Source organism: Flavobacterium sp., from assembly GCF_025352015.1.
In the GTDB taxonomy this organism is placed as follows: Bacteria; Bacteroidota; Bacteroidia; order Flavobacteriales; family Flavobacteriaceae; genus Flavobacterium.
On sequence record NZ_JANXUG010000012.1, the window covers coordinates 1 to 18,396 of the forward strand.

At 32.9% G+C, this 18,396-nt stretch carries 21 protein-coding genes and 1 tRNA gene; 15 read left to right on the plus strand and 7 right to left on the minus strand.

Features of this window, described 5'->3' with window-relative positions; translation table 11 throughout:
* Window positions 1-73 precede the first annotated feature (73 nt).
* Window positions 74-781, plus strand: a complete 708-nt coding sequence (locus tag Q0Q96_RS01315; protein ID WP_293870732.1) for a murein L,D-transpeptidase catalytic domain family protein — start codon at window positions 74-76, stop codon at window positions 779-781.
* Window positions 782-1,036: 255 nt separating this feature from the next.
* Window positions 1,037-1,109 (plus strand) — tRNA-Gly (locus Q0Q96_RS01320).
* Window positions 1,110-1,247: 138 nt separating this feature from the next.
* Here the strand turns inward: Q0Q96_RS01320 and pepE are convergent.
* Window positions 1,248-1,958: a dipeptidase PepE gene (gene pepE, locus Q0Q96_RS01325; protein ID WP_293870734.1), complete on the minus strand. Its 711-nt coding sequence runs from the start codon at window positions 1,956-1,958 to the stop codon at window positions 1,248-1,250.
* A 74-nt stretch (window positions 1,959-2,032) separates the two neighbouring features.
* Between pepE and Q0Q96_RS01330 the strand changes: the two genes are divergently transcribed.
* The 3 genes from Q0Q96_RS01330 to Q0Q96_RS01340 are packed head-to-tail and all read left to right on the plus strand — an operon-like array spanning window position 2,033 to window position 3,710.
* The gene (locus tag Q0Q96_RS01330; protein ID WP_293870736.1) at window positions 2,033-2,788 is read left to right on the plus strand and encodes a hypothetical protein; all 756 of its coding nucleotides are present in this window, start codon (window positions 2,033-2,035) and stop codon (window positions 2,786-2,788) included.
* A gap of 44 nt (window positions 2,789-2,832) precedes the next feature.
* Window positions 2,833-3,156, plus strand: a complete 324-nt coding sequence (locus Q0Q96_RS01335) for a twin-arginine translocase TatA/TatE family subunit (RefSeq protein ID WP_293870739.1) — start codon at window positions 2,833-2,835, stop codon at window positions 3,154-3,156.
* Window positions 3,156-3,710 carry a phosphatase PAP2 family protein gene (locus Q0Q96_RS01340; RefSeq protein WP_293870742.1) on the plus strand — a complete coding sequence of 185 codons (555 nt, stop codon included), beginning with the start codon at window positions 3,156-3,158 and terminating at the stop codon, window positions 3,708-3,710. Before Q0Q96_RS01335 ends, Q0Q96_RS01340 begins: the two co-directional genes overlap by 1 nt.
* Before the next feature lie 22 nt (window positions 3,711-3,732).
* Here the strand turns inward: Q0Q96_RS01340 and Q0Q96_RS01345 are convergent, their stop codons facing one another.
* Window positions 3,733-4,374 carry an O-methyltransferase gene (locus Q0Q96_RS01345; protein WP_293870745.1) on the minus strand — a complete coding sequence of 214 codons (642 nt, stop codon included), beginning with the start codon at window positions 4,372-4,374 and terminating at the stop codon, window positions 3,733-3,735.
* Between the two features lie 60 nt (window positions 4,375-4,434).
* On the opposite strand from Q0Q96_RS01345, the gene rlmN reads away from it, so the two are divergent.
* Window positions 4,435-5,475 (plus strand): 23S rRNA (adenine(2503)-C(2))-methyltransferase RlmN, encoded by a 1,041-nt coding sequence (gene rlmN / locus Q0Q96_RS01350; RefSeq protein WP_293870748.1) that lies wholly within the window; start codon window positions 4,435-4,437, stop codon window positions 5,473-5,475.
* A gap of 56 nt (window positions 5,476-5,531) precedes the next feature.
* On the opposite strand, the gene Q0Q96_RS01355 is transcribed toward rlmN, so the two are convergent.
* Window positions 5,532-6,431 carry a hypothetical protein gene (locus tag Q0Q96_RS01355; RefSeq protein ID WP_293870751.1) on the minus strand — a complete coding sequence of 300 codons (900 nt, stop codon included), beginning with the start codon at window positions 6,429-6,431 and terminating at the stop codon, window positions 5,532-5,534.
* Between the two features lie 109 nt (window positions 6,432-6,540).
* Between Q0Q96_RS01355 and Q0Q96_RS01360 the strand changes: the two genes are divergently transcribed.
* From Q0Q96_RS01360 to dnaG, 5 genes are all read left to right on the plus strand, one after another.
* Window positions 6,541-7,521 (plus strand): polyprenyl synthetase family protein, encoded by a 981-nt coding sequence (locus tag Q0Q96_RS01360; protein ID WP_293870753.1) that lies wholly within the window; start codon window positions 6,541-6,543, stop codon window positions 7,519-7,521.
* A 135-nt stretch (window positions 7,522-7,656) separates the two neighbouring features.
* Window positions 7,657-8,229 carry an RNA polymerase sigma factor gene (locus tag Q0Q96_RS01365; RefSeq protein WP_293870756.1) on the plus strand — a complete coding sequence of 191 codons (573 nt, stop codon included), beginning with the start codon at window positions 7,657-7,659 and terminating at the stop codon, window positions 8,227-8,229.
* A gap of 61 nt (window positions 8,230-8,290) precedes the next feature.
* Window positions 8,291-9,028, plus strand: a complete 738-nt coding sequence (locus tag Q0Q96_RS01370) for a hypothetical protein (RefSeq protein ID WP_293870759.1) — start codon at window positions 8,291-8,293, stop codon at window positions 9,026-9,028.
* 35 nt (window positions 9,029-9,063) lie between these two features.
* Window positions 9,064-10,167: a hypothetical protein gene (locus Q0Q96_RS01375; RefSeq protein WP_293870762.1), complete on the plus strand. Its 1,104-nt coding sequence runs from the start codon at window positions 9,064-9,066 to the stop codon at window positions 10,165-10,167.
* Window positions 10,168-10,321: 154 nt separating this feature from the next.
* Window positions 10,322-12,301 (plus strand): DNA primase, encoded by a 1,980-nt coding sequence (gene dnaG / locus Q0Q96_RS01380; protein WP_293870765.1) that lies wholly within the window; start codon window positions 10,322-10,324, stop codon window positions 12,299-12,301.
* Window positions 12,302-12,330: 29 nt separating this feature from the next.
* Here the strand turns inward: dnaG and Q0Q96_RS01385 are convergent, their stop codons facing one another.
* Window positions 12,331-12,960, minus strand: coding sequence for a response regulator transcription factor (locus Q0Q96_RS01385; protein ID WP_293870768.1), 630 nt, complete (start codon window positions 12,958-12,960; stop codon window positions 12,331-12,333).
* A gap of 77 nt (window positions 12,961-13,037) precedes the next feature.
* On the minus strand, window positions 13,038-13,850 hold the full coding sequence (gene nadE, locus Q0Q96_RS01390; protein WP_293870770.1) for an NAD(+) synthase: 813 nt from the start codon (window positions 13,848-13,850) through the stop codon (window positions 13,038-13,040).
* Window positions 13,851-13,947: 97 nt separating this feature from the next.
* Between nadE and gldB the strand changes: the two genes are divergently transcribed.
* Together gldB and gldC are read left to right on the plus strand one after the other, a co-directional pair.
* Window positions 13,948-14,907, plus strand: coding sequence for a gliding motility lipoprotein GldB (gene gldB / locus Q0Q96_RS01395; protein ID WP_293870773.1), 960 nt, complete (start codon window positions 13,948-13,950; stop codon window positions 14,905-14,907).
* Window positions 14,904-15,239 (plus strand): gliding motility protein GldC, encoded by a 336-nt coding sequence (gene gldC / locus Q0Q96_RS01400; RefSeq protein ID WP_293870775.1) that lies wholly within the window; start codon window positions 14,904-14,906, stop codon window positions 15,237-15,239. The genes gldB and gldC overlap by 4 nt, the downstream gene beginning before the upstream one ends.
* 3 nt (window positions 15,240-15,242) lie before the next feature.
* Here gldC and yihA read toward each other — a convergent pair whose 3' ends face one another.
* Both yihA and Q0Q96_RS01410 read right to left on the minus strand, forming a co-directional pair.
* Window positions 15,243-15,863, minus strand: coding sequence for a ribosome biogenesis GTP-binding protein YihA/YsxC (gene yihA / locus Q0Q96_RS01405; RefSeq protein WP_293870778.1), 621 nt, complete (start codon window positions 15,861-15,863; stop codon window positions 15,243-15,245).
* Between the two features lie 39 nt (window positions 15,864-15,902).
* Complete coding sequence (locus tag Q0Q96_RS01410) at window positions 15,903-16,667, minus strand: alpha/beta hydrolase (protein ID WP_293870781.1); 765 nt, start codon at window positions 16,665-16,667, stop codon at window positions 15,903-15,905.
* A gap of 359 nt (window positions 16,668-17,026) precedes the next feature.
* Here Q0Q96_RS01410 and mraZ point away from each other — a divergent pair, with 359 nt between their 5' ends.
* Both mraZ and rsmH read left to right on the plus strand, forming a co-directional pair.
* Window positions 17,027-17,500 (plus strand): division/cell wall cluster transcriptional repressor MraZ, encoded by a 474-nt coding sequence (gene mraZ / locus Q0Q96_RS01415; RefSeq protein ID WP_293870784.1) that lies wholly within the window; start codon window positions 17,027-17,029, stop codon window positions 17,498-17,500.
* On the plus strand, window positions 17,475-18,383 hold the full coding sequence (gene rsmH, locus Q0Q96_RS01420) for a 16S rRNA (cytosine(1402)-N(4))-methyltransferase RsmH (protein ID WP_293870787.1): 909 nt from the start codon (window positions 17,475-17,477) through the stop codon (window positions 18,381-18,383). The genes mraZ and rsmH overlap by 26 nt, the downstream gene beginning before the upstream one ends.
* The last annotated feature ends 13 nt before the right edge of the window (window positions 18,384-18,396 follow it).

Genomic DNA, 18,396 nt, shown 5'->3' on the forward strand with positions numbered 1-18,396 from the left:
TAAATATTTTTATTTTTTAAATTTTATTCTATGTTTGTGAAACCAAATCTAAACTTTAAATCTACATACATCTATGAATTATAAACTTTTTCCTTTGTTTTTTGTTGTTCTGTTGATGTCGTTTACTAATCTTCCGGACAAATCAAATGCTACAAAAATTAATACTTCAACTGAAGTTGCTACTGTTTCTAAAAATGTTTCTGTTTACAATCAATTAGAATTAAACTCTTTTGAATTGCCTAGTTTTGATTGTTTCAACACGGCTTTAAACGGCTTTTATTTGCTCAAACAAAGAGGACTTGTTAACAAAAACATTTTAACCTTGGTTGATTTTAGTTTGTCATCCAATACAAAACGTCTTTGGGTAATTGATTTAGAAAAAAATGTTGTTTTGTTTCAAACCTTGGTTGCACACGGAAGAAATACAGGCGAAGAATATGCAAATGAGTTTTCAAACCAAGCAGAATCTTTCAAAAGTAGTATTGGGTTTTATGCAACGGGCGAGATTTACAATGGTAAACATGGATTATCATTAAAATTGGACGGTCTAGAAAAAGGACTGAATGATAATGCAAGAGAGAGAGCAGTTGTAATTCATGGTGCAGATTATGTATCTGAAACTTTTATTAAACAAAATAAAAGATTAGGACGAAGTCAAGGCTGTCCTGCGATTCCGCTGGACATGAATGAAAAAATCATAAATGTCATTAAGGATAAATCGTGTTTGTTCATTTTTCATCCTTCCAAAAATCAGGAGATACTTTCTAGATTAAACGGCTAATTTGAAAATAGCAGCAAGTGTTTCTCAACATTCTTATTTTTAAATCTTCGTCGATAATTTTGTACTTTCATTTTCTATAAAATTTCTTTTATCTCTATTCTAGCAAATTTTATTTTAAATTTGAGATAATAAAAACATAACTTCATCACTTTAAATAAGTTACCTCAACAAATGTTTAGGTTTAATAATTGGTATATTTTTTTAAAAAAACTTGCATCGAAAGAATGTTATTCTATATATTTGCACCTCAATATTGCGGAAGTAGCTCAGTTGGTAGAGCTCCAGCCTTCCAAGCTGGTTGTCGCGAGTTCGAGCCTCGTCTTCCGCTCTTAAGTCCTGAACATTTAGTTTAGGACTTTTTTATTTTTAACGTTTGCTCTTTGAGAAGCACTTTTCTAAACATTTTTTTATTCCTTTAATGCCGTCATATTCATTAAAAGATTTTCGCTACAGTCGTTAACAAAATTTAAACCCCAATCCATGACAAATCACTGCCAACCTCAAGTTCTTGCGGGAGCTTATTTTGCAAAAACAAACGAGCGGTTAAATCTCCTTTTAAAAGTATATTTTCGCCAGTTACTTCGAGCCAGCTTCCTTCTCGTAATCCTAAAACAGGTGTTTCATTGAACGCATGAAATTCTTTAATGCGGGTTTCTCTAGTTTCGCCCATGTGTTTACTTTGCAAATCGGCATCAAGATAATGCGGGTTTAAATTAAACCGAATCAAACCCAACGTTTTAAAACATGGCGGATATACAATTGGCATATCATTTGTAGTTTGCATGGTCATTCCGGTAATGTTGCTTCCAGCGCTTGAACCTAGATATGGTGTGCCATTTTCAACCACTTTTGCTAAAGTTTCCATTATTTTATTTTGATATAATTGTGTTACCAGTAAAAAAGTATTGCCGCCACCTGTGAAAATTCCTTTTGCATTTATAATAGCCTCCAAGGGATTTTCAAATTCGTGCAATCCTTTTATTTTTTTATTTATTTTGGCGAAAGCCAATTGAACAACTGCAGTATAATCATCATGTGAAATTCCTCCAGGACGCGCAAACGGTATAAAAAGTATTTCTTCATAATCCTGAAAATGATTTTCTAAAACAGGCATTAAATACTCTAAATAGTTGCCACCAGGAAATGTTGAAGTACTGGCGATGATCATTTTTTTCATTCTTATAAGTTTAACATTAGATTATTAAGTTTTAACAATTTCTACAGCTATTTTTACAGCGTAAATTTAGAATAATGAAGTTATTAAAAAGTGTAATCTTGTTTTTATTTTTTGCTTCAGCTATTGCTCAAAGTCAGACTTTATCGTTTTTAAAAGGAAAAGTTATTTCCCAAATTAAAGAGCTGAATTCGGTATTTGTGACCAATCTTCGTTCGGATTTTAGTACAACTACAGACGGCAGTGGAAACTTTTCAATGTTTGTAAAAGTAGGCGATACTTTACAGTTTACGGGTTTGCAGGTAATTACCAAAAAAGCAGTTATTGATGAAAGTGCTATTGCCAAGACATTATATATAATTAACGTAGAAGCAAAAGTAATTTCGTTGGAGGAAGTAGCAATTAAAAAATATCCCAATATCAATGCAGTTTCGTTGGGTATATTACAACGACCTGCAAAAGTTTATACACTGGCAGAAAGAAAGTTTAGAACCGCAACAGCTGCTTATCCTACAGCTAACATTGGACTAATGGCCGGCGGCTCTGTTGGACTAGATCCTCTTTTAAATGCTATTTCTGGACGAACAGCAATGTTAAAGAAAGAATTAACAATTGAGAAAAAAGAAAAATTACTACAAAAAATTGAATATATGTTTCAGGAAAGCTATTTCAGTGATAATTTAAAAATTCCAAAAGAATATATTCGAGGATTTTGGTATTACTCGGTTGAAGATTCAAAATTGGCTAGTGCTTTGAATGCAAAAAACAAAATTATGGCTCGTTTTATATTCTCTGATTTAGCTATTAAATATTTGGATTTATTAAAAAAATGAAAGCAAATTAAGTAACTTTGTGTTACTTATAAAAAATAAATTTTATGTTTGGAATTGGCGGCGGCGAATTAATTTTTATTATTTTCATAGCATTGATGCTTTTTGGTTCAGAAAAAATTCCTGATATAGCCCGAACTATGGGAAAAGCGATGGCGCAATTAAAAAATGCAACCAACGATATAAAAAGCGAAATCCAAAAAGGTGTAGAGGCAAATGGAATTGAAACTTCTTTAAAAGAGTTAACATCTTCATTTAGTGATGAAGTTGAGAAAGTAAAGTCAAATATAGACACCACAGTTTTACCCGAAGCTACGAAACTAAAAGATGAGCTTGAAGAATTGACAGGACCTATTAAAAGGCAACCATAATGTTGGAAAAAATAATCCAGTGTGATAAAAATATTTTTGTCTTTCTAAATGGATTAGGTTCTGAAAAATGGGACGGATTGTGGTTAAACATTACAAATCAGCTTTATTGGACACCCTTTTTTTTACTGATTTTTTTTATCTTACAAAGAAAATTAGGTTGGAAAAACTTTGGATATTACCTTCTTTTTACTGCCATTCTATTATTGGTGTGCGATCAAACAGCCAATTTTTTTAAACTCGGTTTTGAACGTTTACGACCTTGTAACGATGCTGAATTAAAAGGAATTATTAGAATTGTTAAAACAAGTTCCTCATTTAGTTTTTTCTCTGGTCATGCCACAAATTCAATGGCAACTGCGTTTTTCAGTTTTATGATTTTAAAGAAATATTATTCACATGCTTATCTATTGTTTTTGTTTCCATTAATTTTCGCTTACAGCAGAATTTATTTAGGATTACATTTTCCTGCAGATGTTTTGACAGGGTATGCTTTTGGTGCTTTTTTTGGGATTGTTTGTTATAAATTGTACTCAAAATATATATTGTCACATTGAGCGCAGTTGAAAGACGCAACTTTTATTTAACTCTCGAAACAGTCAACCCATCACGAATAGGAAGTAAAACTGTTTCTACTCGTACATCGTCTTTTAATAACTGATTGTACTCTAGTAGAACTTTCGTTGCGGTATCGTTGGCTTTTAGTTCCTCAAGAACTTTTCCACTCCACAAAACATTGTCAGAAAGAATTATGCCGCCTTTGTTCATCAAGGGAATAATCAAATGAAAATAATTAATATAATTTTCCTTATCGGCATCAATAAAAACTAAATCATATTTTTTGTTCAACGTTGGAATTATAGTCAAAGCATCACCAAGATGCTGTATAATTTGATTTGCCCAAGTACTTTTGTCAAAATATTTTCTTTGAAAATCAACTAATTCTTCCTCAATGTCAATAGTGTCAATAGATCCATTTTCGGTTAACCCTTCAGCAAGACAAAGTGTGGCGTAACCGGTATAGGTTCCTATTTCCAGAATGGATGAGGGATGAATAATTTTTGAAAGCATGCTCAAAACTCTGCCTTGAAAATGACCGCTCAACATGCGTGGCTGCAATATTTTTTGATAAGTTTCTTTATTAAGTTGCGCCAACAATTCAGGTTCGTCTTGAGAATGTAGCGTAACATAAGTATCTAATTCGTCAGAAAGGAAATGCATGGTATTTTTTTTTACAAAAATACAAATTACCAACGTATCAAAATAGTCTAAATTTACCACATGGAAATTGAGAAAAAAGACATCCGAAGTTTAACCAAAGAACAATTGCGCGATTTTTTTACATCCAATGGCGATAAGGCTTTTCGGGGCAATCAGGTATATGAATGGTTGTGGAGCAAAGCGTCACACAATTTTGAGGACATGACCAATGTTTCAAAGGAAACTAGAACGATGCTCGAAAACAACTTTGTAATTAATCATATCAAAGTCGATACGATGCAACGCAGTGAAGATGGCACGGTCAAAAATGCCGTTCGTTTGCACGATGGATTAATTGTAGAAAGTGTTTTGATTCCCACACAAACCCGAACTACAGCTTGTGTTTCGAGCCAAGTAGGCTGCAGTTTGGATTGTAATTTTTGCGCTACGGCACGATTAAAAAGAATGCGAAATCTGGAGCCAGGCGAAATCTATGATCAAGTAGTTGCCATAGACAAAGAAAGCCGTTTGTATTATAACCGACCACTTTCTAATATTGTTTTTATGGGCATGGGCGAACCATTGATGAATTACAATAATGTGATGAAAGCGATTGCTATGATTACTTCAGAAGAAGGTTTGGGAATGTCGCCAAAAAGAATCACGGTTTCCACTTCGGGAGTTTCAAAGATGATAAAAAAGATGGCAGACGATGATGTAAAATTTAAGCTTGCTGTTTCATTGCATTCAGCTATTGAAGAAACCAGAAACCATATCATGCCATTTACAAAAAACTTTCAGTTGCCCGAATTGAAAGAAGCTTTACAGTATTGGTACCAAAAAACCAAAAGCAAAGTCACCTATGAATATGTGGTTTGGAAAGGTATTAACGATGATAAAGCTTCGATTGATGCTTTGGTAAAATTCTGCAAATACGTTCCGTGTAAAGTCAATTTGATTGAATACAATCCGATTGATGACGGCGAATTTCAACAAGCTTCAGATGAAGCAATCAATAATTACATCAAAGCTTTGGAGCGCAATGACATTGTGGCTAAAGTACGCCGAAGCAGAGGAAAAGATATTGATGCGGCTTGTGGACAATTAGCTAATAAGTCATAAAAAGTCCCGAATCTAATTTTAGATTCGGGACTTTTTCCTTTTATAAAAAACAATTTTTAATTCCCAAATGTAAAAGCTGTCGGTGTTCCACCATCTATTGCGATAGTTGCGTTATTATCACATGTTCCTGAACCATAATCTATAACAGCACTATGTAAAGGACCTGTAACGGTAAGAATTCCGCTTATAACTCTGTATTGACAAGCCATGTCAATTGTTAATGGAGTAGCTACTACAACACTATATACATGCTGCGCACCATTTGGTCTTGTAGTGGTAATAGATTGGTATAGTTTATAAACATTGTCATTTACGTTGTTGTTACCAAAATTTGCCACACATTCTCTAGTTCTAGTTCCAACTCTATGATAAACCCCTCCGTTTTCGAAAGTTACGGTCATATCCACAGTCATTGCATGAATTGGGTGAGGTGCAGTAAGTAATGAACTAGTACCAATACTTCTTGTTATCGATCTGTTTCCTTCTATGTGATTTCCGTTATGATAAAAATTATCAAAACTGTAATTTATGGTATGCGAAGTAGCATTTGGATCATAAACAAAAGAAATTATAATTTTTCCTTTTAAAGTTGAACCGTTAGCCAATGTGCATCCACTAGGATTATTAAAACTAAAATCAATAGTTTTGGTTACTGTTAGGCCCACTGTTGGTGCTGTTCCAAAATCAGGGACTCTAGTAATGTGAGCACAACTGGTCACTAAAGAATTTGCTGTGTCTACAGTTTTTCCAGCAGAGGCATCCAGATACGTTTTTCCTTCTTGTTCTTCTACAACATCAGAAACGTCATTAGAGGCTTGATCCATTTTACTATTGGCTATTGCATCTGCGCTAGTCAATTTTGAATCTGCGGTCGAGGAGCTGCTGTCTTTTGAACAACTAGCCAAAGAAATAATAGCTATTAATGCTATCGTTTTAAATAAAGAATTTGTTTTCATAATGTAAAAAGATTTAAAGATTTTTAATTAAGAATATAGTCTTTTAAAAAGGTTTAATCAAATATAAATATTTTTTTCAAACCATGGCTTTATTGTATCTTTGAAATCGATGAATATCACTTCGCAAATAAAAAAACCCATATTGCAAGAAATGGAACTTTTCGAAAAAAAGTTTTATGAATCAATGACTTCAAAGGTTGCGTTACTGAATCGAATTACCTATTATATTGTAAACCGAAAAGGAAAACAAATGCGGCCAATGTTCGTTTTCCTGGTTGCCAAAATGCTTTCCGAAAAGCATGAAGTCAATGAAAGAACCTATCGTGGCGCTAGTGTTATAGAGCTTATTCATACGGCTACTTTAGTACACGATGATGTGGTAGATGACAGTAATAGGCGTCGTGGATTTTTTTCTATCAATGCCTTGTGGAAGAATAAAATTGCCGTTCTCGTAGGCGATTATCTGCTGTCTAAAGGATTGCTACTTTCTATTGATAATGGCGATTTTGATTTATTGCGAATAATATCGGTTGCCGTACGCGAAATGAGCGAAGGCGAATTGCTTCAGATAGAAAAAGCACGCCGGTTAGATATTATTGAAGATGTTTATTATGAAATCATCCGAAAAAAAACAGCAACTTTGATTGCTTCATGTTGTGCGCTTGGTGCTAAATCGGTTACTGATAATGAAATTCAGGTAGAAGCCATGCGAAAATTTGGAGAACTTATCGGCATGGCGTTTCAAATAAAAGATGATTTATTTGATTATACTGATGATGCAATTGGCAAACCTACTGGTATTGACATCAAAGAACAAAAAATGACACTTCCGTTAATTCATGCTTTGAATAATTGTTCTACCAAAGAAAAAAGCTGGTGTATCAACTCCATCAAAAACTATAATAAGGATAAAAAACGTGTCAAAGAAGTCATCCAATTTGTAAAAGATAAAAACGGTTTACTTTATGCTGAACAAAAAATGGCTCTCTTTCAGCAGGAAGCACTTCAATTACTGCATGAATTTCCCCCGTCGGAATATCGAGTGGCACTTTCAGAGATGGTAAATTACGTTATCGAAAGAAAAAAATAATTTATTTAAAATAATTTTCCTCTTTGAAGCTTTGATTTTATTGGATTCTTTCATAATTTCCAAATTTTCACATTACCTCATGCAACTATTTCCCAACCACTCTCGTCTATGCTAATAGAACACTAACCAATAGTTTTGAAAGTAATCAATTTATATCAGGAAGAAAAAGAATTAATCGAATTGGCTGTCGAAAATAATCGCCAAGCACAACATAAATTATATTCTAAATTTTCTTCAAAAATGCTGGGTGTTTGCCACCAATATATTAAAGATTTGCAGCAGGCAGAAGATATTATGATTACGGCTTTTATGAAAGCGTTTACCAATCTTCAACATTTTGAGCATAAAGGAAGTTTTGAAGGTTGGATAAGAAGAATCATGATTAACGAATGCATTTCTTTTATCAGAGTTCAGAAAAAAGTAAAGTTCATTGAAGACGAAACTTATTTTGAAGAAAGTCATAACAATATTGAAAGCAAATTTTCGGTAGAAGATATTCAGTTTCTAATTGATAATTTACCCGATGGTTACAAAATGGTTTTCAATTTGTATTGCATCGAAGGATTTAAGCATCAAGAAATTGCAACAATGCTCGGAATTAATGAAGGCACATCGAAATCGCAGTTGTCACACGCACGAAAAATGTTGCAAGACAACATTATCAAACTAAAAAATTACGAAATGAGCGTTAATAAAAGTAATCGATAAAAGATTATTTCCAAAGCGAATTCAATAAGACCTTTAAAAATAATATTAAAGACGAATTAAAATGGAACCAAATAAATTAGAAAATCAAATAAAAGAAAAGTTGAATTCGAGAGAAATTCAACCTTCAGGTCAGGCTTGGGACAGATTAGACGCAATGCTTTCGGTTGCTGAAGAAAAAAAAACAAGACGACCTTTTGGTTGGTTGTATATTGCTGCAAGCATCACGGTTTTGCTAACTGCTGGTATATTTTTCTTCTCTCAAAAAAATACAGTAATTCAACCTGAAAATAATGTTGTTGAAACTGAAGTTAAGAAGGACTCTATGGTAAAAGTTCCAAATTCCAAATTCCAAACTCCAAAATATGAAGAAAATCAGGCAGTCGTTTCAAATCAACTAACGACTAACAACCGACAACCGACAACCACTAATCAACGAGTTTCAATCAGCAATCAAAAATCAAGTAATCAAAATCAAGTAATCAATCATGAAAAAGAAATTGAATATCAAAACAGTTCCGATGTGGCTTTAAAAGAGTTGCCAAGAGTTATTTCAACAACGCCAAAAGAAGTTCAGAAAAAAACAACATATATTAATGTTGATGCACTATTGGCTTCGGCTGAAAATATTGGTAAAACACAAACTACAGCAAAATCTGATAAAATTAATGTTGATGCAAACACTTTATTATCTCATGCTGATGGTGAAGTTGAAATGACTTTTCGGGAAAAAGCAATCAATAGATTAACAAAAAACTACAAGGAACTTAAAGTGGCTTTGGCCAATAGAAATAACGAATAATAAAACAATCATTAATCACATTTAAATCAAACACCATGAAAAATTTTACAATTTATTTAGCACTAACGGCATGCCTATTTGTTGGGAAAGTTGTTGCGCAGGAAACCTTCGAATCAAAAGCAAGACAAATTGCCGATAAGATTGAAAAAATCACAAAAGACGAAAAAGAAGCATTGAAAATTGAGCTTGAAGAAGTTAATAAACAATTCGAAAACGGAGCTATTACCAAAGTAGAAGCGGATGTTAAAAAGAAAAAATTAGCCGAAGCACGCGCAATTATAATTGAAAACAAAGTAGCTGTTTCTCATGAAGAACTAAAAGAATTAGTGCAGCAAAAAGTAAACGGAAAGATTTTAAGTTCTGAAAGCAATCCTAATGAAAGGGATAGCATTGTACAAATTGGTAAGAAATATAAAATAACATCTAAAGTTGTAGACAGTACTTATATTGATATCAAAGGAATTAGAAGAAAATATAATGACAGAAAAAAGTCTGGAGAAAGAAGAACAACTTCACAATTTGTATTTGCAGCAGGTGTAAATAATTTGGTAACTAACAAAAGTGTTGCTAATTCTGATTATAGATATTGGGGTTCACATTTCTACGAATGGGGATTTACTTCGAACACGAGGCTTTTCAAAAATGATAATTTGTTGCATTTAAAATATGGATTTTCGGTAATGTATAATAATCTTCGTCCAACTGACAACCGATTGTTTGTAGCAAATGGAAACCAAACCGATCTTGAAACTAGCTCAGTTAATCTTAATGATTCGCGTTTCAGAAACGTTTACCTAACGGCACCAGTTCATTTAGAATTTGATTTTACAAAAGCTAAAAAGAATGCCGAAGGGAAAACAATATTCAGAACCTATCAAAGCGTTCGATTCGGAATTGGTGGTTACGCTGGATTTAGAGTAAAATCAAAACAGATTTTAGAGTACGAAGCTGATGGTCATGATGTCACAGTTAAAGAAAAAGGTGGTTTTAACACCAATGATTTCATTTATGGTGTGAGCACGTATCTTGGTTATGGCGAAACGAGTTTGTATCTGAAATATGATTTAAATCCGTTGTTTAAAGACAATGCCACTAAACAAAACAACATATCTCTAGGTATTCGTTTTGACTTGAATTAGATTTTTTTTAGGTTAGTTTATACTTCGAGAAGATGTTTCAGTAATGGAGCATCTTTTTTTATTTTAAATTTTAAATTTTAAATTCTGAATGTGTAAATTTACCCGCATTCAATTTTTCGGATTTCAAAAAACCTAAAAACCTAAAAATCTAATTTTGATAACTCGCGAAACCATAGACAAAGTTTTTGAAACCGCTCGGGTTGAAGAAGTCATTGGCGATTTCGTTCAGCTTAAACGTGCAGGCAGCAATTACAAAGGATTGAGTCCGTTTTCGGAAGAGCGATCGCCGTCTTTTATGGTATCTCCAGTAAAACAAATTTGGAAAGATTTTAGTTCAGGAAAAGGAGGAAGCGTTGTGACTTTCCTTATGGAACACGAACATTTCACCTACCCAGAAGCTATTCGATTTTTGGCAAAAAAATACAATATCGAAATTGAAGAAAACGAAGTTTCTCAAGAAGACAAATTTGAAGCTAACGAAAAGGAAAGTATGTTTTTGGTCTCTGAATTTGCCAAAACCTATTTTCAAGCAACACTTTTTAACAGCGAAGAAGGGAAAGCATTAGGTTTGACTTATTTCAAAGAAAGAGGTTTTAACAGTGAAACTGTAACTAAATTTGGATTAGGATATTCGCCCGAATCTTGGGACGCCTTTACGAAAGAAGCCTTGGCGAAAGGATATCAATTGGATTATCTTGAAAAAGTAGGATTGACCATTGTTAGAGAAGATGGCAAGCATTTTGACCGTTTCAAAGGAAGAGTAATGTTTCCTATTCAAAGTTTATCGGGCAGAAATTTAGGTTTTGGTGGAAGGATTTTAACCAATGATAAAAAAGCAGCCAAATATCTAAACTCACCCGAAAGCGAAATTTACCATAAAAGTAAAGTTCTCTACGGAATTTTCCATGCCAAGCAAGCCATAGCAAAACAAAACAATTGCTATTTAGTTGAAGGTTACACCGATGTGATTCAGATGCATCAGGCTGGAATTGAAAATGTCGTAGCATCTTCGGGAACTGCTTTAACCTCTGATCAAATAAGGTTAATCAATCGTCTAACCAAAAATATTACGGTACTTTTTGATGGTGATGCTGCCGGATTACGTGCCTCCATTCGGGGAATCGATTTGATTCTCGAAGAAGGAATGAATGTAAAAGTATGCACATTCCCTGATGGTGATGATCCCGATAGTTTTTCTAGAAAGAATTCTTTTGAAGATTTGGTTCATTATTTAGAAAACAATTCTAAAGATTTTATTCAGTTTAAAGCGTCACTTTTGATGAATGAAGCCAATAATGACCCCGTCAAAAAAGCCGATTTGATTAGGGATATGGTGGTTAGTATTTCTAAAATTCCAGACAGAATTAAACGAGAAATCTATATTCAGGAATGTTCGCGAATTATGGATATTTCAGAGCAGGTTTTGTTGAATACTTTGGCACAGCTTGTTCAGAAAGACATTTCCGAAGCTGCAAAAAAAGGCAAACAAGAGTATAAAGCTTTAGAAATTGTAAAAAACGAAAATCACACAGCGCAGGATAAAGTCAATATTATTTATGAACTTGAACGTAAAATTATTGAAATGCTTTTGCTTTATGGTTCTCTAGAAGCTGATTTTGATGATTTTATTTTGAAAGGTAATGAAGAAGGCGAAATGATTGAAGAAAAAGAAACCAGCACTGTTAAAGTCTATCAACGTATTTATATGAGTTTGCAGGAAGACGAAGTAGAATTGGCAAATCCTTTGTTTAAAGAAATTTATAATGATTTAATTGCCTACTACAATCAAACCGAACAATTTAATATTGAGCATTATTTAATGAATTTATCTTCTGAACAATCAAAAGTGATTACTGATATAGTAATGCTTGAAGAAAAAGAATTGTTACATAACTGGGAAACCAAGCAAATTTATGTAAAATCTAAAAATCAAAATGTAAGTCAATATGTTTCTGAAACTATTGTTTCTTTACGAGAATATCTAATCAATAAATTAATTACAGATTTGATAAGTAATTACAAAAATGAAGAAGAAAATGATTTGGAAGAACTAAAGACAACAATAAATGATTACAACAAGCTAAAGGTTAATCTCACTAATAAAATAGGACGAATACGATCAACTTATTTATAAAAAAACCCCGCTTTTGCGGGGTTTTATTTTTAAACGATTTCTAACGTTTTGGCTTTGTTAACAAGGTCAACTAAATTCGTTACGTTGAGTTTCGTCAAAAGACGAAGTTTGTAAGTACTAATAGTTTTTTCGTTAAGCGTCAAAATTTTAGCAATTTCGTTGTTTTTCTTGCCATCGCTCAAAAAACGAAGCACTTCGATTTCTCGATTAGAAAGTTTGCGGTACAAACGTTCTGACTTGTTTTGTTTAGCAATTAACACTAAATTTTTCTTGATTTCTTCATTTAGGATAATCTGTCCTTGGCTTACCTTGACAATAGAAATACCTAAACTTTCAAGTTTTGATGTCTTATGAACATAACCTGCGCACCCAGCTTTTATAGCATTTGGTGCATAGATGTGTTCTGACAAGCTACTAAAAATAATAACTTTAGTTTTTGGGAAATTTTTAATGATTGACTTGATTTCATAAATACTTTTTAATCCTTCAAGCTCTAAATCAATGATTAAGACGTCAATTTCTTTGTTTCTTAATGCATCGGGAACCATAAAAAAATTACCTACGTTAGAAGTGATGTTTATTTCAGGGTGATCCTTAAAATAAGCTTTCATTCCAAAGTGTACAACCGGAAAGTTATCAGCAATACATACATTTATCATAATCGTGGTATTTGATAAAAATTAATAGAAATTTCGTGTAAAGTTAACTAATTATTTTAAAAAAAACGTTAAAATTATTAACAATTTTTGTAGTACTCTGGGATGATACATACTGGAACTGGTTTCATTTTATGTTGATTGATAGTATTCAAATTAATATAAATTTCAAAAACTTTTTTTTCTCTTCCGATAAAATTATCTGCTGTTTTATTCTTTTCTACTTCCCTCATTGCCCATTCCAACTCGTCATAACTGGCTCCAAGCTGCTCTTCATCTGTTCTTGAATCGCCAAATAATCCATCAGTTGGCGCTGCATTTTGTATTGATTTTGGAATTTCCAAATAGTCGCTTAATTGATACACATCACTTTTCATCAAATCGGCTATTGGACTCAAATCAACACCGCCATCACCATATTTTGTATAAAACCCGACGCCAAAATCTTCTACCTTATTCCCAGTTCCAGCAACTAATAAACGATGAATTCCCGCAAAATAATACACCGTTGTCATTCGTAATCTCGCTCGTGTATTGGCCAACGATATATCATGGTTTGATTCATTTTCTGATGCCGACACTTCCTTTTTAAACGTTTCAAAAACTGAAGTCAAATCAATAGTAGTACTTTTAACATTAGGAAATCGCTTTTTTAATTGCTCAATATGTTCTTTTCCTCTATCCATTTGATTAACCTCTTGATGAATTGGCATTTCAACACATAAAGTTGTTAATCCTGTTTGCGCACACAATGTTGAGGTAACCGCCGAGTCTATTCCGCCAGAAATTCCTATTACAAAACCATTTATTTTTGCTTTCACCGCATATTCTTTCAACCATGTAACAATGTAGTTATTGGTTTCTGCTACTTTAATTTTGCTTTTTTTCGCCATGTTTTATGAATTTTTTTAGAAACTGCAATGTATATTTGCAAAAGTAAAAAAATCATAAGATATAGCGTTTTTTCGAACTTGATAAATTTTGCTTTTAATGAAAAAATATTTCGTTTGTTTTTTAGTTATTTTCGTTTTCATTTCATGTGATAAAAAATCAAAAGTTGAAAAGGCAGTTGAGAAAATTCCATTGAAACTTAAAGTGTATCGTTTTGATAAAGCATTTTTTGAAACACCTCCAAATGAGTTGTCCAAGTTGAAAGCACAATATCCCTTTTTTTTTCCAAAAGAAACCCCAGATAAAGTTTGGTTAGACAAAATGCAAAATCCACAATGGAAAGAATTATATAAAGCAGTTGAAAAAAAATATACGAATTTTGGTAAGCAAACTTTAGAAATTGAAGATTTGTTGAAACACATAAAATATTATTTTCCTAAAACTGTTACACCAAAAGTTTACACCATAATCGCTGAAATGGATTATAACAGTAAAACCATTTATGCCAACGATAAACTGATCATTTCCTTGGAGTTGTATCTCGGAGCACAACATAAATTCTATGAATTTCCAAAATATTTGGAACAAAATTTTGAAGAAAGACAAATGATGCCCGATATCGTAACAAGTTTTTCTTTGGGGAAAATCCCATCCTCAAGAGAGAAGACTTTACTGGCTGACATGATTTATTATGGTAAACAATTGTATTTAAAAGATGAATTATTGCCTGTTTATAATGACGCTGAAAAAATTGGATATTTGCCTGAACAAATTAAATGGTGTCAAGAAAATGAAAGTTATATTTGGCGTTATTTTATCGAAAAGGAATTATTGTACAGCACAGATTCGAAATTGCCCAATCGATTTATAAACTTGGCTCCGTTTTCCAAATTTTATTTAGAAATTGACAACGAATCTCCCGGAAGAGTTGGCCAATGGATTGGTTGGCAAATTGTGCGTTCCTTTATGCAAAACAACGATGTTAGTTTGCAAGACATGCTCAAAATAAGCCCGAAAGTACTATTTGAAAAATCAAAATACAAACCTCAAAAAGAATGAGTAAAACCATTACTTCTGAAATTAAATTTCTTGTTGAATTAGACGAAAATCGTGTTCCCGAAAAGTTGACTTGGTCAGCTCAAGACGGAGGTGTAGAACTTCAAGATGCTAAAGCGATGATGCTTTCTATTTGGGATAGCAAACTCAAAGAAACGTTGCGAATAGAATTATGGACAAAAGACATGCCTGTTGACGAAATGAAATTATTTTTCCATCAAACCCTTGTGGCAATGGCTGACACGTTTCAACGTGCTACCCAAGACGACAAAATGGCAGAAACTATGAAAGATTTTTGTGATTATTTTGCCGAAAAACTGGATTTGAAAAAGTAGCTTTCAAAACTTATTTAAATCTTTAAAAACCTCTTCATTCACACCATCAATAAAATCCAAAACAATATCTTTACCAGTAGTTTCTGTTGCTGATGTTACAAAATATTGAGGTATTTCTTCCCAGTTGTTTGCAAAAAGTGCTTTCCGATAGGCGGCAAGATGCGAATCTATTTTAGTCTTACTAATTTTATCAGCTTTAGTGAAAATTATACAAAACGGAACTTCTATTTCGCCAAGATAATTAATGAATTCCAAGTCGATTTTTTGAGCCTCTAATCGTATGTCAATTAACACAAAAGCACAAACTAATTGCTCTCTTTTCTCAAAATAATCAGTAATAAATTGCTGAAAAACTTCTTTGGTTTTTTTGGAAACACGCGCATAGCCATAGCCAGGTAAATCGACCAGAAACCAGTTAGAATTGATTTTAAAATGATTAATAAGTTGCGTTTTTCCCGGTTTTCCAGATGTTTTTGCCAGGTTTTTATGATTGGCCAACATGTTAATCAATGATGATTTCCCAACATTGGAACGACCTATAAAAGCATATTCTGGTAAACGTTCTAGAGGACATTTGCTTACATCAGAATTGCTGATTATAAATTCGGCGATAGTAATTTTCATTTTTTAAAAATAAAAAAGCCCAAATTAAGGACTTCTGTTTTATAAATGGACTTCTTTTAACCATGCATTGAGAATACTGTTAAATTCATCTGGATGTTCCATCATCGCAGCATGACCACATTTGTCAATCCAGTATAAAGAAGAGTTGGGCATCAGTTTATGAAATTCTTCAGCAACTTCCGGGGGTGTAACTTGATCATTTTTACCCCAAATAATACATGTTTTTATATGCATTTTTGGTAAATCTTTAGCCATATTATGACGAATAGCACTTTTAGCAATGGTTAATGTTTTAATCACTTTAATTCTGTCGTTTACCACTGAAAAAACTTCGTCAACTATTTCTTTTGAAGCAATATTTGAATCATAAAAAACAGCTTCGGCTTTTTTCTTGATATATTCATAATCGCCACGTTTAGGATAGCTATCACCCATCGCACTTTCGTATAGTCCTGAACTTCCTGTAATTACAAGTCCAGCTACTTTCTCTGGATAGGCTTTGGCATGATATAAGGCAATATGTCCTCCAAGAGAATTTCCCAAAAGGATTACCCTATCAAAACCTTTAAAATTTATAAAATCTTTTACATATTTTGCAAAAGCTTTGACATTAGTTTTAAGAATGTTTTGCGAATACAGCGGAAGTTCGGGTATAACAACTTTGTAGCCTTTGGAGGAAAAATAGTCTGCAACTTCTTTAAAGTTACTCAAACCACCCATTAAACCATGCAAAACCACTATTGGCGTTCCTTCACCAGCTTCAAAATAAGAATATCTGCCTTCTTTTTTAAATTTTCCCTCCATATATTTTGACTTTTACCTCGGCAACAAATATATGATTTTAATGATTAAAACCCTTTTATACAAGGATTATTTACTACTAAAACCTTGAATTAAATCAACCTTATCTACACCCACAAACTATAATAATTGATAACTACTTTAATTTTTTTCAAATTAACGTTTTCAAAAACTAATGGTTATAAAGCAGTTTTCTTGCTAGTTAGACTTTTCTTAACGATTTGTTAAAATTCAGACGTATAGATTTCTGCAATATTTTAAAATAAAATGCATAAATGTGGTAAAACTTATTAACAAAGTGGTAAGATGTGGTAAATTGTGGTAATTATTTTTATATTTTTGCTATTGATAAAACAAAAACCTTGAACACCATAATCGGAACATACGAATGTAAAGTTGACACCAAAGGAAGATTGATGATTCCTTCGGCGTTAAAGAAGCAACTTGCTAATTCTCTGCAAGATGGATTTGTCTTTAAGCGTTCTGTTTTTCAACCCTGTCTCGAATTATATCCAATGACTGAATGGAATTTGATGATGGAAAAAATCAACAAATTAAACCGTTTTGTTAAGAAAAATAACGATTTCATCCGTCGATTTACTGCTGGAGTAAAAGTGGTTGAAGTAGATCATTTAGGGAGGTTGCTGATTCCAAAAGATTTAGTGGCGTTTAGTAAAATTTCAAAAGATATTGTCTTATCCTCTGCTGTAAACATCGTCGAAATTTGGGATAAAGAGTTGTATGAAAAATCGATTGCTGGTGATGATATCGATTTTGCAGATTTGGCCGAAGATGTGATGGGAAATGTAAATGATGACAGAGATGGAGTATCATAACCCAGTTTTATTAAAAGAAACGGTTGACGGATTAAATATCAAACCTGACGGAATTTATGTGGATGTAACTTTCGGCGGTGGTGGACATTCGCAAGAAATTTTAAATCGATTAGGTCCAGCGGGCAAACTTTTCGGTTTCGATCAAGATGAGGATGCTTTTGCCAATAGTTTGTTAGATGAAAGATTTACGCTGATACCTGAAAATTTTAGATATATCAAACGGTTTTTGAGATTCCACGGTGTGAAAAGCGTGGATGGAATTTTAGCCGATTTAGGCGTTTCTTCCCACCAGTTTGATGTTCCAGAAAGAGGTTTTTCTACTCGATTTGATGCAGAATTAGACATGAGAATGAGTAAAAAAAACGAATTAAATGCGTTCAAAGTGGTCAATGAATATGATGAAATCAATTTAAAAAGAGTCTTTTTGGATTTCGGCGAATTAAAAATAGCTCCAGCTTTAGCCAAATCAATTATCGAGGCAAGAGAAAACAAAGCTATCAGTACTACTGAAGAATTGAAAACGGTTTTATCAAGGTTTCTGCCAGAACATTTTAAAAATAAAATCTTGGCTCAAATATATCAAGCCATACGAATTGAAGTGAATCAAGAAATAGATGTTTTAAAAGAATTTCTTGAACAATCACTCGAAATATTAAAACCGGAAGGAAGATTAAGCGTGATTTCATATCACTCATTGGAAGACAGGCTGGTAAAACGATTTTTAAAAAATGGTTTGTTTGACAGAGAGCCAGAACGCGATTTTTATGGCAATTTTTCAGTACCGTTTGTAAGTGTAGAAAAATTAATTGTACCAACAGAAGAAGAAATAAAGCAAAACAACAGGGCAAGAAGTGCCAAATTGAGAGTAGCAGAAAAAAAGTAGTAATCGATAAAAA

Bases quoted from the DNA above. Each gene is read 5' to 3' on its own strand.
- Q0Q96_RS01410 (WP_293870781.1), bottom strand. From the start codon at position 16,667: ATGGAGGGAAAATTTAAAAAAGAAGGCAGATATTCTTATTTTGAAGCT.
- rsmH (WP_293870787.1), top strand. From the start codon at position 17,475: ATGATGACAGAGATGGAGTATCATAACCCAGTTTTATTAAAAGAAACG.
- Q0Q96_RS01335 (WP_293870739.1), top strand. From the start codon at position 2,833: ATGTTTGGAATTGGCGGCGGCGAATTAATTTTTATTATTTTCATAGCA.
- pepE (WP_293870734.1), bottom strand. From the start codon at position 1,958: ATGAAAAAAATGATCATCGCCAGTACTTCAACATTTCCTGGTGGCAAC.
- Q0Q96_RS01330 (WP_293870736.1), top strand. From the start codon at position 2,033: ATGAAGTTATTAAAAAGTGTAATCTTGTTTTTATTTTTTGCTTCAGCT.
- Q0Q96_RS01345 (WP_293870745.1), bottom strand. From the start codon at position 4,374: ATGCATTTCCTTTCTGACGAATTAGATACTTATGTTACGCTACATTCT.
- Q0Q96_RS01370 (WP_293870759.1), top strand. From the start codon at position 8,291: ATGGAACCAAATAAATTAGAAAATCAAATAAAAGAAAAGTTGAATTCG.
- nadE (WP_293870770.1), bottom strand. From the start codon at position 13,850: ATGGCGAAAAAAAGCAAAATTAAAGTAGCAGAAACCAATAACTACATT.
- rlmN (WP_293870748.1), top strand. From the start codon at position 4,435: ATGGAAATTGAGAAAAAAGACATCCGAAGTTTAACCAAAGAACAATTG.
- Q0Q96_RS01355 (WP_293870751.1), bottom strand. From the start codon at position 6,431: ATGAAAACAAATTCTTTATTTAAAACGATAGCATTAATAGCTATTATT.
- Q0Q96_RS01385 (WP_293870768.1), bottom strand. From the start codon at position 12,960: ATGATAAATGTATGTATTGCTGATAACTTTCCGGTTGTACACTTTGGA.
- gldB (WP_293870773.1), top strand. From the start codon at position 13,948: ATGAAAAAATATTTCGTTTGTTTTTTAGTTATTTTCGTTTTCATTTCA.
- Q0Q96_RS01340 (WP_293870742.1), top strand. From the start codon at position 3,156: ATGTTGGAAAAAATAATCCAGTGTGATAAAAATATTTTTGTCTTTCTA.
- Q0Q96_RS01360 (WP_293870753.1), top strand. From the start codon at position 6,541: ATGAATATCACTTCGCAAATAAAAAAACCCATATTGCAAGAAATGGAA.
- Q0Q96_RS01315 (WP_293870732.1), top strand. From the start codon at position 74: ATGAATTATAAACTTTTTCCTTTGTTTTTTGTTGTTCTGTTGATGTCG.
- Q0Q96_RS01375 (WP_293870762.1), top strand. From the start codon at position 9,064: ATGAAAAATTTTACAATTTATTTAGCACTAACGGCATGCCTATTTGTT.
- yihA (WP_293870778.1), bottom strand. From the start codon at position 15,863: ATGAAAATTACTATCGCCGAATTTATAATCAGCAATTCTGATGTAAGC.
- gldC (WP_293870775.1), top strand. From the start codon at position 14,904: ATGAGTAAAACCATTACTTCTGAAATTAAATTTCTTGTTGAATTAGAC.